Origin of the sequence: Heyndrickxia sp. FSL W8-0423, from assembly GCF_038009395.1 — a bacterium.
Classification (GTDB): Bacteria; Bacillota; Bacilli; order Bacillales; family Bacillaceae_C; genus Heyndrickxia; species Heyndrickxia sporothermodurans.
Map to the genome: position 1 here is coordinate 3926452 of NZ_JBBPBE010000001.1, position 17265 is coordinate 3943716.

Annotated in this window: 12 protein-coding genes and 1 pseudogene; 2 read left to right on the forward strand and 11 right to left on the reverse strand. The window is 30.1% G+C overall.

The window, feature by feature from the left end; all coding sequences use genetic code 11:
* Positions 1–58: 58 nt before the first annotated feature.
* Positions 59–763, forward strand: a complete 705-nt coding sequence (locus tag MKY81_RS20150; protein ID WP_341118621.1) for an N-acetylmuramoyl-L-alanine amidase — start codon at positions 59–61, stop codon at positions 761–763.
* Between the two features lie 43 nt (positions 764–806).
* On the opposite strand, the gene MKY81_RS20155 is transcribed toward MKY81_RS20150, so the two are convergent.
* Positions 807–1163 carry a phage holin family protein gene (locus MKY81_RS20155; RefSeq protein ID WP_108070001.1) on the reverse strand — a complete coding sequence of 119 codons (357 nt, stop codon included), beginning with the start codon at positions 1161–1163 and terminating at the stop codon, positions 807–809.
* A gap of 93 nt (positions 1164–1256) precedes the next feature.
* Complete coding sequence (locus tag MKY81_RS20160; protein ID WP_108070003.1) at positions 1257–2453, reverse strand: DUF4097 family beta strand repeat-containing protein; 1197 nt, start codon at positions 2451–2453, stop codon at positions 1257–1259.
* Between the two features lie 282 nt (positions 2454–2735).
* Between MKY81_RS20160 and MKY81_RS20165 the strand changes: the two genes are divergently transcribed.
* Complete coding sequence (locus tag MKY81_RS20165; protein WP_341118624.1) at positions 2736–4274, forward strand: glycosyltransferase family 2 protein; 1539 nt, start codon at positions 2736–2738, stop codon at positions 4272–4274.
* Between the two features lie 29 nt (positions 4275–4303).
* Here the strand turns inward: MKY81_RS20165 and tagH are convergent, their stop codons facing one another.
* The 9 genes and pseudogenes from tagH to MKY81_RS20210 form a co-directional block, all read right to left on the reverse strand.
* The gene (gene tagH / locus MKY81_RS20170) at positions 4304–5110 is read right to left on the reverse strand and encodes a teichoic acids export ABC transporter ATP-binding subunit TagH (protein WP_341118625.1); all 807 of its coding nucleotides are present in this window, start codon (positions 5108–5110) and stop codon (positions 4304–4306) included.
* A 50-nt stretch (positions 5111–5160) separates the two neighbouring features.
* A complete protein-coding gene (locus MKY81_RS20175; protein WP_066230338.1) occupies positions 5161–5991 on the reverse strand; it encodes an ABC transporter permease in 831 nt (276 codons plus the stop codon).
* A gap of 296 nt (positions 5992–6287) precedes the next feature.
* Positions 6288–8504, reverse strand: a complete 2217-nt coding sequence (locus tag MKY81_RS20180; RefSeq protein ID WP_341118627.1) for a bifunctional glycosyltransferase/CDP-glycerol:glycerophosphate glycerophosphotransferase — start codon at positions 8502–8504, stop codon at positions 6288–6290.
* On the reverse strand, positions 8482–9915 hold the full coding sequence (locus MKY81_RS20185; protein WP_341118628.1) for a glycosyltransferase family 2 protein: 1434 nt from the start codon (positions 9913–9915) through the stop codon (positions 8482–8484). The genes MKY81_RS20180 and MKY81_RS20185 overlap by 23 nt, the downstream gene beginning before the upstream one ends.
* A 158-nt stretch (positions 9916–10073) precedes the next feature.
* Positions 10074–11273, reverse strand: a pseudogene (locus tag MKY81_RS20190) (CDP-glycerol glycerophosphotransferase family protein); the annotation flags it as partial.
* A gap of 41 nt (positions 11274–11314) precedes the next feature.
* Positions 11315–12499 carry a CDP-glycerol glycerophosphotransferase family protein gene (locus MKY81_RS20195; RefSeq protein ID WP_341118631.1) on the reverse strand — a complete coding sequence of 395 codons (1185 nt, stop codon included), beginning with the start codon at positions 12497–12499 and terminating at the stop codon, positions 11315–11317.
* Positions 12492–12890: a glycerol-3-phosphate cytidylyltransferase gene (gene tagD, locus MKY81_RS20200; RefSeq protein ID WP_341118632.1), complete on the reverse strand. Its 399-nt coding sequence runs from the start codon at positions 12888–12890 to the stop codon at positions 12492–12494. The genes MKY81_RS20195 and tagD overlap by 8 nt, the downstream gene beginning before the upstream one ends.
* A gap of 193 nt (positions 12891–13083) precedes the next feature.
* Positions 13084–14274, reverse strand: coding sequence for a glycosyltransferase family 4 protein (locus tag MKY81_RS20205; RefSeq protein ID WP_341118819.1), 1191 nt, complete (start codon positions 14272–14274; stop codon positions 13084–13086).
* A 5-nt stretch (positions 14275–14279) separates the two neighbouring features.
* Entirely contained in the window at positions 14280–17195 is a 2916-nt protein-coding gene (locus MKY81_RS20210; RefSeq protein WP_341118633.1) for a CDP-glycerol glycerophosphotransferase family protein, read from the reverse strand.
* Between the last annotated feature and the right edge of the window lie 70 nt (positions 17196–17265).

Genomic DNA, 17265 nt, shown 5'->3' on the forward strand with positions numbered 1-17265 from the left:
ACCGAAAACGAAGTGAAATTCATATTATGAAAGTGAGACATAATGAAAGGAGAAGATTATGTTGAAGATTATGCTTGATGCGGGTCACGGACCGAATACTCCTGGAAAAAGAAGTCCAGATAATTATAAAGAATTCTCATTTACAAGTTCTGTAGCCGATCATGCGAAAGCATTACTTGAAACATATGAAAATGTTTCGGTTTACTTCGCACACTCCAAAAAAGAAGATGTTCCATTAAAGGAAAGGACAGATAAAGCAAATCGCTTAAAGGTCGACTGTTACGTAGCCATTCATGCAAATGCTTACGGAACAACTTGGACAAGTGCAAACGGCATTGAAACGTATGTATATTTAACAAAGCCGAAGGAAGCAGTTGCTCTTGCAAATAAAGTTCAAAAAAATCTGATCATCGCTACCGGACTTGCTGACCGAGGAGTTAAAACAGCGGATTTTCATGTGCTTCGAGAAACGAATATGACAGCCATTCTTACCGAATGTGGATTTTATACGAATAAAAGCGAACTCAAACTAATCCGCTCAGAATCGTATCAAAAAACATGTGCAGAAGCAATTGTAAAAGGTATTGTTGATCAATACAAGCTTAAAAAGAAGAAAGCAACAACACCTCCGAAGAAAGAAGCAAAACCAAAGGAGCTATATAGGGTCCAAATTGGTGCCTTTGCAGAAGAAAAAAATGCAGAAAGGCTGTTAAAGGAATTAAAGGATAAGGGGTACGATCCTGTGATCGTGAAGGATAAGTAAAAGATATCACCAAAAATAAAGGACAGGAAATTATTCCTGTCCTTTATTCATCACGATTATTAGAAAAAACAGCTTTTTGGATAATGAGATTAGCTATTGACATGATGATAGCTACCAAAAACGCAGTGCCAAAGCCTTCAAAATTAAAAGCATCTCCCATCAAACGGTCAGTCATCATTAATGTAATAGCATTTATGACAAACAGAAAGATCCCTAATGTAATAATGGTAATCGGAAACGTTAAAATAATTAATATTGGGCGTACAAGTACATTTAATATGGATAAAATAAAACTAGCAACGACAGCTGAACCAAAGCTCGATACTTCAAATCCCTCAAAATACCCTGCCATGGCGACAAATAGTAAAGCATTAATTAATATACCTAATAACCATCTCATCTAACAACAACCTTTACAATTAAGAGTACGAGTATTCTATTTATAGTTTATGCACAAAAATGAAGATATTCCTAGAACATGCGATTTAATAACCTATTCTTTTATTTCTCCTTCATTATCATTCTTTTCTTCTGAATGGACAGGCTCATTCTGCCCTTCTGAATGAACAGGTTCGGTGCTTCGACTATCAACCTTTTCATTATTTTGAACAATAATATTACCTGTTCGTGTTTCAGCAAAAATGTGGATAGGTTTTTCAGTCAAAGAACTGCGTTTAAATCTGACTTGTTTCTGGACCATTTCCTTCTTCTCTTCAATTACATCAATGTTCTCAAGAGTAATTTTGACATTCCCTAAATTTGATTTACAATCTCCCTCTATGCCTACGTCAGATGGAAGATAAACATTGATGTTACCAGAAACTGCTTTTAAATGAAGTGTTTCTGTCATTTCATTGTTTAAAACAGAACTTAAATTTCCATTTAATGTTTGCAAATCAATTGTTTCATATTCACCTTCAACATCAATGCTGCCATGCATTGTTTCAGCTGAAAAACGACCGGCAGTTGAGTCAGTTACAAGAACTTTGCCGTTCACTGTTTCCGCGTCTAATTTATCGGATTTCATGTTTTTCAAAACAATTTTACCATTAGCTGTCTTTGCTTTTAAATCAACTCCTGACAAACCTTCTCCAGTGACACTTCCATTAAATGTACGAATCGATACTTTTTCATAATCATTTTTTGGAATGTAAACAATCGTATCTACTTTCATCCACTTCGATTGAGTTGAAAAACGAAGCAAGCCGTTTTCTAAATAAAATGAACTATTGTCAATAAAGAAAGCTCTCGCTTCATCGCGGTTATCTTTGCGATATACCCTTGCTTGGCACTCTACACGTACATCTGGTTGGTCCCATGCTTTTACTTCAACATGACCATTTGCAACGTCAACATCAATATTGGTTAATGTCACATTTGCTTGTTGGTAAACATGAGGGATATCAACAGATTGATTAAAATTCAAATCGATATCTTTTATTTTTTTGAAAGCTGTATTCACAAAATCCATAATTTTATCTTTTGCATCATTGAATTGTGATGAGTAGTTATCCTCTGTTTGCTCATTGGAGTATTGCTGTTTTTCTTGATATTTTTCCTGATGAGCCTGATTCGTTTCGGGTACTTTTTCACTTTTATTTTCTAACGCGTCTAATAAAATGAGTGCCTCTTCTGTTGACAACTTCCCTTCCTTTACCATTCCAATAATTTTTTTTCTTTCTTCCTGCATGAAAAACCCCTCCAATTTAAATGTAATTTGACATTAAAATTGCACCAATTTTTTATGTTAACTGATCGTATTCTTTATCCTTTTTACGATTAAAGGACTTGATAAGTTTCATTTAGCTTTATTTTCACACATTCACTTAAATCGTTCATCAGTCTTAAGATGGAGTTAATGCTAAACAGCTAAAAAATAACGTAAACCACCTCTTTCCTCCAATTATTTGTATAAATCAAAAACCTTATGATAAAAATTAAATAATAACTAAGTAAAGTTGAGGGAAAATTTATGTTCAAGGTAAAAAACAAAAACCGCCCGATAACCTATAATTCTTTAGGCTATCATATCGTTGATAACAAATTAGAAAACAGAACAAAACCATCAAAAGTTACTGTCATCACCCCGGTATATAATTCTGAAAAGCATTTAAGAAAAACAATTGATTCCGTAATTAATCAGTCAATTGGATTCGAAAATATCGAATATATACTAATTGATGATTGTTCGACTGATTCCTCAAGAGATATCCTCTTAGATTATTCTTCAAAATTCGATAACATTATTGTTGTATTTTTAAAATGTAATACAGGAACACCAGGTAAGCCGCGCAATATTGGCATTCATTTGTCAACTTCTAAATACATCACCTTTTTAGATGCAGATGATTGGCTTGAACCTACTGGCATAGAATCACTACATAACATTTTAGAAGAAACAGGAAGTGATTATGTCGTTGGCAAAACGATTCAATATCGTTCGGCTGGTACGAAAATAATTGGAGAACATGAATCTTGTAAAGAAAGAAGAGCGGTATCACCATTTTCCATTCCCCATATCTTTCATCATTTAGGGCCAAGAGCACGAATGATTAGAGCGAGCGTAATAAAAGAAAATCAGATTCAATTTCCGGAAATGAAGTTTGCGGAGGATAAACAATTTTTCATCGACGTTTTAACCCATTGCAACACAATTTCAACAACAAAAACTCCGATTTATTATTTAAATCGACTTGATAATCAACAAACACGATTAACAAATCAAACAAATATTATGCAAAAAACAGAATGTAACCTAAAAGTTATAAACTATATTATTAACAAAAATCTCGAGTTGGAAAAAGAGCAAATGATCTTAAATCGATTATACGAATATGATTGTATCGAAAGATTTTTTGCGACACCACATTTTCAAAAAACGAAGCTCAAGCGAGTTTATTATTATAAACTTAACAAGGTTTTAAAAACGACAAAAGGATTAAGATACGAGTTTTCTGATCACTTTCTCCAGCCGATAAATAAAGTGGTTTATGAGCTTTTCCGTCAAAAAAATTATAAAGAACTTGAAAAGCTATTTGAATGGAATAAGAAGGAAAAAGTTAAGGATGTGTTGATTAAGGATAATCTTCCCTACATTATATCTCCATTACTTGAAGATGAACACAAATATATTCGCATTCCTCTGTTTGCTAAATTTAAGGAAGACTATTTTACTGACGATACATATAAACTTAATTTTTTCGTATACGGAGAAAGACGGGATAAAATAACTGAAGTAGTTATTAAAGATGGAAAAAATGCTTTTCGGGAATATTCACTACCTGTTATGATCGACGAGTCCGGTTACGGAAGATTAGAAATTGATTTGAATTTTTTAAACAAGCTTCCCACATCAACCTACTCCATCTTTTTAAGATATGATGAGTATATGAAAATTAATATTAGGAAGCTTACGAAAAATCAAATTGAACACCAATTTCAAAATCGAAAATTTATTTTTCACAATACCGTTTATTCAAATGTAGGATTAAAAATAAAAAGGGTTGTCTGAGAAGTGAGACAACCCTTTTTGGTCTAATATTATGAACTATATTCCTTTAGTTTGCTTCGTTTTTCGAGGACAAGTTGTTTAAAGTTACGTTGTTCCTCTTTGGACATTGCTTTGAATTCTTTTAGGAATTTTTCATACTGCGGAATAATTTCCTTAATCGTTCCATACTCTTTTACCTCACCAGCTTCAAGCCATAGCGCTTTTTGACAAAACTTTTTGACTTGACCAATTGAATGGCTAATAAAAAAGATTGTTTTCCCTTTTTCTTTGAACTCATTCATTTTGTCCAAACACTTATCAGTAAATGTTTGATCCCCAACCGATAAAGCTTCGTCAATAACTAAAATATCCGGATCAATATTGACCGATATGGCAAACCCTAAACGAGACTTCATCCCGCTTGAATACTTTTTCACCGGCTGATCAATAAAATTCCCGATATCCGCAAACTCAATAATTTCCGGCATTAACTCCCGAATTTCCTTTTTATTAAAACCAAGCATTAAACACTTCAATTCAATGTTTTCTCTACCTGTTAATTCATTGTTCAATCCTGAATTAATGGCGATTAACGATGCTTGCCCTTTAATTTCAATCGTTCCGGAAGTCGGAGGAATAACACCCGTAATTAAATTCGACAAGGTCGACTTTCCGGCGCCATTTACCCCAATAACACCTATTACGTCCCCATGATCTGCTGTAAAATTAATGTTTTGCAAAGCAAAGAAATCTTCACCGTAGCCATCGGGAAAAATAATATCTAATAATTTTTCTGAGTTCTTATTATACATTTTATATTTCTTCGTTACTTTTTCAAAAATAACTGAATGACTCATAATTTCTCTCCATTACGTTTAGTAAGTTCTTTCTTAATTAAAGATAGAAGTTATAAGAAATCTACAAAACGGTCTCTAAATTTAACATGTAGAATCGATCCGAAAAATAATAATACAAGAATTATACCCCAAAAATATAGGGAGTATTCCCAATGCTCAACGGGATACCAGGATAATCCTAAGATTGATGCACGGTATCCTTCGATGAGATAGAATAATGGATTAAGTTTCATAATCGCAACAATCCTACTATCCATGTTATAAGGCGGCCATAGAATTGGCGATAAATAAATTAAAATCCGTACAAGAGATGTAATCAACATCTGAAAGTCTCGTACAATGGTTGTTAATGTTGAAGTTATTAATGACAAAGTTATTAAAAAGATCACCGTTGCAATAATAAAATATGGCAATTGCAAATAATGAATATTAATTGGGTAACCGAGAAATTGAAAAATCACAAGAACAACCGCAAGCAGCATTAAATGCTGATACAGTTTTGCAAATATCACATAAGTAGGTATAACACTCATCGGGAAGCTCATTTTCGAAATCATCCTAATTCGACTATAAATAGACTTCGATCCTTGAGTAATCGATTGGTTTACGAAAAACCATACAACAATACCAGAGAGCATCCATGGGAAATAAGGAATCTTATGTCCATATAATTCAACAGCTTGCCGGCCACCATTACTATGAAGTATTCCATATCCGAACACAAACCAATAAATCGATATTTGAATCATCGGATTAATGATTTCCCACAATATCCCTAAATAATGATTTCGATTTGCACTTTTTAATTCATAAACAGACAAACGTCTTGCAAGATAAAAGCTATTAATTTGTTCTTTAATGACTGTTGTTACAGAACGCATGTGTTGATCCTTTCTGAGGCAGAAATTAATTCACTAAATAATGTTATTATACATTATTTATACCTAACGAATTGGTAATAATAAATTTAACAAACTCTTATAAAAGTAGTTCATCAAAAAACACACTTGAAATAATATTTTATCACTTCTACAATTAAATGTCATAATGAATTTATTCTACACGACTATTAAAAGATATAACCAAATTTCATTTATCGTAAACAAAAAGGGCAAGCAAAGTAAAATTCCCCTATAGGAGCCAACATTACATTGTCACACCCAGGGGAATTTGTTAATTAAATCGAAACTTTTTTTTTGACTATTGATTCTATCATTTCAGCTACTTTACGATTACTATCCCAATCAAACATATTTGAATACTCTTTCCTCAAAAAATCATAATTTGGATGCTTTGTAATGCTATATTTATTTTTGATATGATTAAGAATACTACCTATATTGTTATGTGTAAATGGCTCCAATAGATTATCCAAATCCTCATATGTGCCTCTTGCATAAGCAAATTCATCTTTGTCGTTTACATATAATAAAAACTCCATATTTAATGGTAATATGTCAAAGATAATCGATGAGTAGTCACTAATTAAAATATCTGAGATTAATAACAGTTCTTGTGTTTCAATCGTATCTTCTGGATAAATTACATTATTCACTGGTATACTTGTTCTCTCCATTGAATGTAGTTTAGCTACTACAGCAAATTCGTCCCCTAACTCAGCATTAAGCACTTTAAGGTCTAATAGATAATCAAAATTTGGATTACTATTTTTATAATTATAGTCTCTCCATGTTGGTGTGTACAATATGACTTTTTTATTACCACTAATCCCCAATCTTTTTCTTATGTCACTTTTTAATAAATTATTTTCTTGATTATCTTTTAGCCACTGAACTCTAGGATAACCTAAAGGTAAAATTTTATCTTCTGGAAAAGAAAATGCTGATTTTAACTTTCTTTTTCCTCCAAATGAATCAGCTAGCAAATAGTCCCATTTGGAAATATCTCTCTTTTTATCTCGTTTATGATTTCGGTTGAATTTGGAAATGAATTTTTCATGACTGTCAAAAAATAAGCGCTTATACGGAGTTCCATGCCACAGTTGAACCCATAAGGAGTCTTCCTTTTTAAAGAATGCTAAAGGTGTCCAGCTCTCAGTAATGATGATTTTTGATTCTCCTAAGGCTTTCCAAAACTCATTACTTCTTGGTTTTATCCTATATTTTGTAGGAACAGATGAATCTACTGTGACAAACTTAATATTAAGTTCAGAGAAATTATTTCTTAAATAATTAAATAAGTATTTAGAATTACCTATATAGCGATAATCAAAACCCAGAAAGAGGACTGTATTTTCTTTTATTGGAGCATTTTTTGATTGATTTTTTATTCTCATCATAGCCCTTGCTCTCATTTTTTCTCTCAACTTATTAATTAATAATCGTTTGTAAATTTTAGAGAGAATTAAATAGTACCTATTAAGCGTCCCTTTATTTTGCAGTTTCCGAACAGTCATTATTGCCGTTATTTTGTTATTTTGGATGAGTCTTTTCTGAAAATACATTCTATTATGCAAAACAATATTTTTAGGAACATAGTAATTTACACTACGATTATTTAATATTTCAACAGTTCTTTTTATCATCTTTCTTTTATATCGGCTAGGCACCCTATTTTCAGAATAGATTTGTGCCCTATTAAAAAAATATTTATAAACCATGTAAAATGAATCCTTATGTCTAGGATTAAATTTATTTAAGCTTTTTTCAATTGCTACTAAAAAATCATTCATATGAACTGTTGTAGTAGAGTCAGTTTTAGTAGTAGAATTGGGATTTACCCTAACTTTATAAAATGGATTGCTAACAATTCCTATTAGATCAGCTTTTTGAACTGCATCTATATAGAATTCAAAATCCTCATAAATATACCCTTCTCCAAATTTTATTTCATTTTTCAATAAAAAATCTCTTTTGTATAATTTATTTACACTAAAGTATGTTTGAGCTTGGTATAACTTTTCGCAATTTTCTTTGCTAAGCCATTCCTCGAATAAAAATAAATCATTATTAACATAAACTTCTCCGTCTGTCTCATAATAATAAACCCAATCACACAATACAAAATCACAATCTCTTATTTTTGCTTTTTTATACATAACCTCTAAAGTGTCCTCATCAAGAAAATCATCACTATCTAAAAAGAATATATATTCCCCGATTGCCTCTTCGATCCCTCGATTACGTGCTGCACCTTGTCGTTGATTCTTTGTTTGTTGTATTATTTTTACAGTAAGTTCGGTTGTATCTTTATAGTTTTTTATTATCTCTACCGTGTTATCTTCCGAACAATCGTCTACACAAATTATTTCAGTTTTCCCAGTAAAGGTTTGTTTCCTAATAGATTCTAATGTTTCTATAATATATTCTCTTGCATTATAAGTTGGAATAATAATAGATATATCGCACACTTTAGTTAATACCTCTTCTTTCATTTTTTTTCATACTATTTCGTTTCCTTCTTTTGAAAAATGTTATAAGTAATTTAACTATCCTCAAAAGAGGTATTTTTTTTACTATTCTCTCGTAGTAATTAAATGAGTTTAACTTAGAGCTGAATCCACTGTACTTATTTAGATAAAATTCAATTTTAAGCCGGTGAAGTGGCAAAACTACCTCAAATCCGGCAAACTCTAAATTTCTTACTGGTTGTCCCCATATTTTAATGTCCTTTTCAATATGCTTTTGTGTACAAATCATATCTTTCTTTCCCGATCTAATACTTATATAATCCTTACTAGTTAGTGTATAGTATTCTGAACTATAGTATCCAATTAACTTTATTCCATATCCTATAAACTGCTTCTTTTTTATAATTATTTCATCACTGCCATTTTCATTTGGTAACAAGTTTAGCTTTAATGGCCATCCACTTCTTTTTAGTGAAATAAGAAACTCTTTATAATAATGTTTCATATTTTGCTCAAGTATATAATCCTCATCAATATACTGCAAAATATTGATAATTGATAAAATGAGATTCTTTTTTTCTATCTCAGATAGGTTTGTCATAATCTTTTCTGAATTTCTTTTATATAAGAACAACTTTAAATGATAAACAAGTAGAAATTGAATATATGGGAGTACTACTCCATATTTTTTTATAGATAACTCCACTAAAGTTAAATAACCATTTTCCACCAATATGTTATATCTTTTTTTGTTTGACCATGAATTATCAACTAAAGAATCGGCTACTGCTTCTCTTCTATAGTAGTAGAATGTTTGATCGATAACTCCGTATGTCGGATTTAGTAGAAAATATTTATTTAAGGTAAGAGCGTCCTCCCAGTAGTCTATAGACTCATCAAAATTAAAGTTTTTTTTATCTAAAATGGATTTTTTTATAAAAACTCCACCGGCATAAAAGTGTATAGCGGAATGCTCCTTAAAAATGTCTATAACTCTAGAACCTTTAGAAAATCGATAATTTAAGTTATGTTCTCTTTTCTCACCTTTAGAAGTAAAATACATAATTGGAATTACCGCCAAATCAACTTTATATTTGTAAAAAAAATTAGATACCTCATATAGAGAATTATTTTGATATTTATCGTCAGCATCCAAAAATCCTATTAAACTAGTGTCATTTGAAACCATTCTGAGTCCTAAATTCCTAGCATAAGAGGGTCCATTATTTTCAATTTCTATATATTTAATATTATTTGGATACATATTTTTATATAGTTGGCAAATTTCCGCACTTTTATCAGTACTTCCATCATTAACTAAGATTACTTCAATATACTTGAAAAAATTTATTGTCTGATTAAGAATACTTTCAATAGTTTCTTTCAGAAATCGTTCTTTATTATAAACTGGTATAATAATAGCAAATTTCTGCAATTCGTAAACCCCTAACATCTAAGTAATAATGTTTTTAATCTGAGTCTTTAAAGCTTTGCAAACATTTTTTCTGGAAAATTATAAAGTCAAAACTAAAAAATATGCTTTTAACAAAAAAAAACGGGGATAAACTTTTTATCCACGTTTTAATAATATATTTATTTAAACACTATTTCAACCACTCTTTGAGATGCTTTTCCATCTTCTAAGTAACAAAACTTATTATAAAATAATTCAAAAGACTCTGGTAGCTTAAAGTCATTATCCTCCAACGACTTAATACTCCTAATTAGGTCATTGGTAGTTTTGAGTAGTGGACCAGGTGCATTCTTTTCAAAATCAAAATAAAATCCACGTAACTTATCTCGATATTCTACAATATCATACACATAAAAGAAAATAGGCTTTCTTAAATTAGCATAATCAAAAAATACCGAGGAGTAATCGGTAATCAGTAAATCAGAAATTAAATAAAGATCACGAATATCTTCGTGGTTAGAAAAATCATAAACGAACCCTTTATACGGTTGTAAATCAAATTTCTCTGCCACAAGATAATGCATTCTCAAAATTATAATATAATGATCCCCCAGTTTTTCTCTCATCTCATGAAGATCTAATTCTATATCAAATTTATATTTTCCAATTTCATAAAACTGATCATCACGCCATGTAGGAGCGTATAAGATAATTTTCTTATCCTTCGGTATCCCGTAGGCTTCTTTAATTGCATGTAAGTTTTTTTCATTGTTACTAGTATATAAATAATCATTGCGGGGATAACCCGATTCTATTATTACCTTTTCAAACCGAAATGCTCTTTTAAAAATTTCAGATGAATATGCATTAGGCGATATTAAGTAGTCCCAATTACTTGTTTCTTTAATAAATTCTTGTTTATATTTTTCTGTTGATATTCCAGGGATATAGACCTCGTCCATATCCATTGCCAAACGTTTTAGGGGGGTACCATGCCATGTTTGAAGATAGACAGTATGCTTAGGCTTTGGAATCCACTGAGGCATACGACTATTATTAACCCAGTACCGTGCACGAGCTATCGCAATAAACCACCTTATCGAAAAGCGTTGAATAATTAATAAGTTTTTTTCTTGGAAATTCTGTAGATATTTCTTATCTACACTCCAATACATTACGTATTCCGGATGATTTACCTTCATATATTCGTAAATTGCTCTTGGATTACAACTATATTGTTTGCCCAAAAAACTCTCAAAAATAATTAAATTTTTCTTCATCGGTAATAATCCGAGACAGAAAAAAACAAGTTTATAAATATATGTTGAAATTGGATGTCTTTTTATTTTTATAAATAGACTTTTCCCTATTCCTTTAATTGGATTTTTCATAAGTTAGAACACCATGTCTACAATTTATTTTAGTTTTGTTTCATAAAGCTTTTCTTATTAAAAAGACAATTTACTATATTTTCACTTGATGTACCTTTAGAATACTTATTCCAAGTCTTTGCAAATGTGCGAATTTGTTCGTAATCAAATTGATCATTCTTTATTATTTTTATAATATCTTGTGTTTCATAAGCGATAGGACCTGGGACTAATTTCTCATAAGGACCCCAAAATCCTCTTTGTTGTTGATATTCCTCCAAGTCATATGGATAAAAAATCATCGGTTTCTCTAGCAAAGAAAATTCATAGGGAATAGACGAATAATCTGTAATTAAATAATCTGTAATAAACAATAGATCATTTACATTAGAATATGAAGAAAAATCAAACACAAAATTATCAAATTTTTTATTAATCATAAGTTTATTCGTGATGGCAGGATGTAATTTAATGATTACTACGTATTCTTTTGACAATTCCCGATATAACTGATCTAAATCTAAATGAAGTTCAAAATCATTAAGGCTGCCATCACGAAAAGTTGGAACATAAAAAATAACTTTTTTATGTTTAAACAGTGGATTCTTTCCTAAAAGTTCTTCTCTAATCAAATTTTGATAATTTTCATTATAAAATAAATCAGTACGAGGAATACCAGTATATAATATATTATTTTCTGATATGTTAAATGCCTCTTTAAAAATTTCTGCCATTTCATCTGAGCCCACAATTATTTTTTCAAACTTATTGTATACTCGTTGAAAACGTATATTTGCATGGTTTGATCTAAATGAAACGGATTTATCTTTTAATCCGAATGTTTTAATCGCACCAGCTGCGTGCCATAACTGAATACACTCTACTTCATCTTTAAAGTTAATTGCTGCTAAAAATCCAAAATAATTATCAACAATAATATGCTTTGAAGTAGCAAGATGATATATAGATTTAATAAAGTTTTTAAAATTTTTTATTTCAAATAATAGCACTTCAGAATCAACGTTCTTTTTTATCTCACTATAACTCGACTTTTCGCAAAGAAAAACAATTTTACAGGGGATTTGCTTTTTTTTCATTTCATTATATACAAACAGACCGTTATCTTTAAAGGAAACAACAAATGTTACCTTTTCTTTTAAAGGAAATAAATTGAAAAAATTAAACTGTATTTTAAAAAGCAATAAATACAGTTCAATCAAGAATTCTCTAACCATTTCTCACTGAGAATAAATCCTTTTTTATTTTTGACGTTGAAATACCAACAGTTCTAGGTAAATAAACTACTTCACAATAGTCTTTTAAAAAATCGAATTTTCCTTCCCAATCATCACCCATTACAAAAACGTCTACATTATTGTTAATAACATCATCTATCTTTTGCTCCCATGTATTTTCAGGTATCACTTCATCAACATAACGAATAGATTCTAAAATCATTTTTCGGTTTTCATAACTGTGATAAGATTTTTTATTTTTAAGATCGTTAAATTCATCAGTTGAAATAGCAACTATTAAATAATCACCTAGTTCTCTGGCTCTCTTTAATAAATTTATATGTCCCCAATGAAGTAAATCAAAAGTTCCGTATGTTATTACCTTTTTCATTCTAACCTCTCCTCTTACAGTTTGGTTCAAAAATAAAGCTCAAATTAGTGAGTTACAAATAAATAACTTCCCCCATATTATAACCAAAATACACATTCTTTCAAATATAAAATATGTAAAGTCCGGAAAACATATCTTATATTATATAGGTAGAAAACATTATTCATTATTTTTCTGCATTCATTTTTTATTATTAATTATTCAATATTTTAGTGCTTAACCTATTCTGTTCAATTTCATTTATTAAATCAATCCATAGTTTACCTATATTTTCAATTTCGAACCTTTTAACATTAACAAGCGCGTTTTCGGCTAATTGTCGCCTCTTTTCTTCATTTCCTATTAGTTCAATTAAAGCATCAGCAAATGCATCTACATCTCCATTCTCGACAAGTATACCGTCTATGTTATTTGAAATAATCTCAGCTGGACCTTTGGGACAATCAAAACTTACCACTGGTACACCACATTGCATTGCTTCAACAATAACCATTCCAAAACCTTCAAATCGAGAACTTAAAGCGTATATTGAAGATTTCGATAGCTCACTTTCCATATCTTGAGTTGCCCCCATAAGATAAACGTGATTATATAATCGGTAATCCGAAATTAATTGCTGAAGATTATTTTTTTCTCTACCAAATCCAAATATTTTCAATTTCCAATCTGGATAATATTTGTTAACTTTACTAAATGCTTCTATTAACATATCAAAGCCTTTTTGTGGCGCTAGCCTCCCCGCGGCTAATACAACTTTTTCATTCAACTTTGAGATTGCTCCTGTAAATTTAGGGATAGAATTAGTAATCTTCCTTACAATTACACCACTACCAGAAAAAATTTTATCATAGTCTTTAGTATCATCATCTGTAAGTGTAATTAAATAATCTAAATTTGTGTAATGTTTTTGAATTGATTCCTTTAATTTTTCTGGGTATATTCCGAAATTCAAGTGTTCTTGACCGACTAACACAACATTTTTATTAGCATATTTGGATGCAAATATATTAAAGCTTGGACGTGTTGTGATCAAGATACCAGAATCAATTGATTTTATAAAATTATACAGTTTAATATCAGTTAAAAGTGAAAAAAATGAAAATGCTTCATCATCCGAATGAATTAACCTACTTTTCGATTTATTAATCCTCTTTATAACTTTTGATTTTATATCCTTTGGTCTTTTATTTCTTCCAATTTCATCATGTAATACCGTTACTTTAATGCGAGGGTCAATTTCAAAAAATTCTTTAGCCCGTCTACGAAGTACACTAACAATTTCTATATTATAATTATTTTCTGCCAAATAATTCGCTACATTTAAAACCGTTCTTACAGTTCCACCCATACCATATATATCATATATTAAAAAGTATATTTTCATTTCATTCACCTACGCTCACCATTTTCGAAAATCATTTCGATCGCCCGTTTTGATGCATATCCATCATCCAAATTACAGAACCTTTCTTGGAACTTTTTCAACTTTTCACTGTATTCCTTTTGAACTTCATCGATATTTTCAATTGCCTCATAAAGTTCGATATCGTTCAAAACTAATGGACCTGGAGCTTCCTCTTTAAAGTCAAAATAAAAGCCCCTCATTTTAGTTGCATATTTTAACAAGTCATAAGTAAAGAAAATCATTGGTCTTTTTAGGTTTGCGTAATCAAACATAACGGAAGAATAATCAGTTATTAAAATATCGGAAATCAAATAAAGTTCTTGAATATCATCGTAGTGTGTTACATTGTATACTAAATTTTCATAACCAAGTAAGTGTATTCTTGCAGCATCAAAATAATGTAGTCTTAATAACAAAACATATTTGTCACCAAATCTTTCCTTGAATTGATCGAGATCAAATCTTAATTCAAAAGGGGATGACTTTTTACTTCCTTTCCGATCCTCTTCTCTCCAAGTAGGTGCATACAATATGACCTTTTTATCCGGGTCGATATTAAGCTGCTTTTTAATATCTATTATTTTCATTTCTTTGCCTTCTCGGTAAAAAATATCATTCCTAGGATAACCAATTTCTAATGTTTTTTTATTATAGTTGTATGCCCTCTCTAATATCTCAGCAGTATAATGGTTAGGAGCAATTAAATAATCCCATCGTTTTATTCTATTCAATAATTCTTTTGATGTATTTTCTGCGTATGCAGTTGAATTAGGATCAACATCTAATCCAAGTCTTTTCAGAGGGGTACCGTGCCACGTTTCAACGTGTATTGTTCCGTTTCTCTTCACATAAAAATCAGGAAAGTTTCCGTTATTAACAAAGTACTTTGCAATTGCCATGTAAAAAAAATATTTTATAGAATTTGGTTTTACAAGAATAGGCTTACCTGGAATATCCTTCCTCAGATCTTTCATAACCCAAACTGCTTTTATCTTTTTATGTTTCAATAACAATTCCTCATAAATAGCCTTCGGATTACATGCATAACTATTCCCATAATAACTTTGGAACACATAGGTATTTTCTTGAACTGGTAGTATCTTATTAATTATACGGTAAAAAGTAAGTTTTCCTTTTCCCATTAACCTTTTGATTTTCGGAACATTATTAAGTTTATCTTCAAATGATTTATCAATTTTCTCTGGTCGAATATTCAAAGGAAATCTTGATTGTATCTCACCAAAATCAAGATTACATATAATAGATTCAAACGTAATATTATCTAATACCCAATCCTTCATTTTCGTCATCTTGTCTTCCGGGAAAGTGGCAGTTACAGAAAACTCAAATTCAACATTTGTCTTATTAGTTTTACGCAATTTCCATATAGCAGGAAAATCATATGATTTACCATACCTCCCATTAATAAAGATTGATCCGTTAACTTGATTAGGTATTTCATCATTAGGTACCATAATATTAATTTTTCCGTGGATTTCCATCCTGGTATCATTGATATTAATTCGGTTTATAGATTTTGAATATGTATAGTTTCGTATTAATAATGATACACAATTATGCATAGTATAATATGGTTTTACGACTATCGCATTCGAATTAATCCCTTTAACAAGTTGTTGAGGGAAACTAATAATTTTTTGTTTATTTTGTATATTATCCATACGGGATGCTATACGGTAATGTTTATTTTCAACATTAACATACAAATCCCATATACCTTCCTTCAGTACACCTTTACCTAACATTTCATTTAAATTTGCTTTGAATGTAAAACGAGAATTATCGATATGAATAGGGAATTCATAAATAACATTCAAAAACCTTTTTTTCATTACAAGCGTATAGTCACCATCCACACTTTGAAATAACGGATGATTGGATAGTAAAACAGCATTTATAGTTATACTTCCAATATCTACAAAAATGGTATCTACTTCAATTTGTAAATTATTATCATTTAATATTAAAAATACGGACTTTGTTTTATTTCTTATTTTTATTGATACTTCTTTTTCATTTTCATGTGTATCCTTAATAATTATCGATTGATCTGATATTGAATCATCTAACATCTGAATGGTAGATGTTTCAATGAAGTTTTCATTATTTTTTTCTAGAGTATTATTTCTAAGCTCGATTTCAATATTAATTTCATTTCCTTCAATTAGTTCAAAATCTAAATCAACTAAGTTTATATTCACTTCATAGCCGGACCAAGTAAATTTTCCCCCTAAATCATTACGTTTTATATTTTGCACCTGAAAACTCTTTTCAAAATCTCCATTTTCATTTCTCAAATGTAAAGTTAGCGTAATATTATTTTGTTTAGAAGCATCCCATGTTGGATAATACGCGTAACCCTTCAATGATAAAATTCCATTTTCATTTAAGTGAACAGTCTCCACTTTTGAAACAACGCTCGGTTTCTCAATTTTAAAAGATAGATTACCATTTTTCGTAGAATAAGGAATAATAACAACTGAAGCATCCCTATTGTCGATAAGTAATTGTGGCATAGAATCTACATGGAGACTCTTTATTCTGAATTTTTTTGAATTATTATTAGTTTTAACTCTAATATAAGCATCCAAAACACTATTTTCTAATAGTAAATCGTTATTTCCTGTGAAATCAACAATTGCTTCATATAAATTTTCTTCACTTAATTCCTGGGTCACCTTAAAAAAAAGTTTTTGTTTTGTATTTCTTTCTTTTATATAGAAATCTATATTGTTTTTTTCAATTTCTAATTCTGAAGTTCCTTTTAATTTTACTATCATTTTTTGGCCATTAAAACAGATTGAATGTACTACAAAATTCTCAATGACCTTTGGTTTCCATAAAGATTCTAGAATACCCACTGCAATAACTCCTCTCATTCACTTTTCATGAGCATTTATTTAAGAAAAACATTTTTATGTTAATTATTATTTAACTGTATATTTTTTA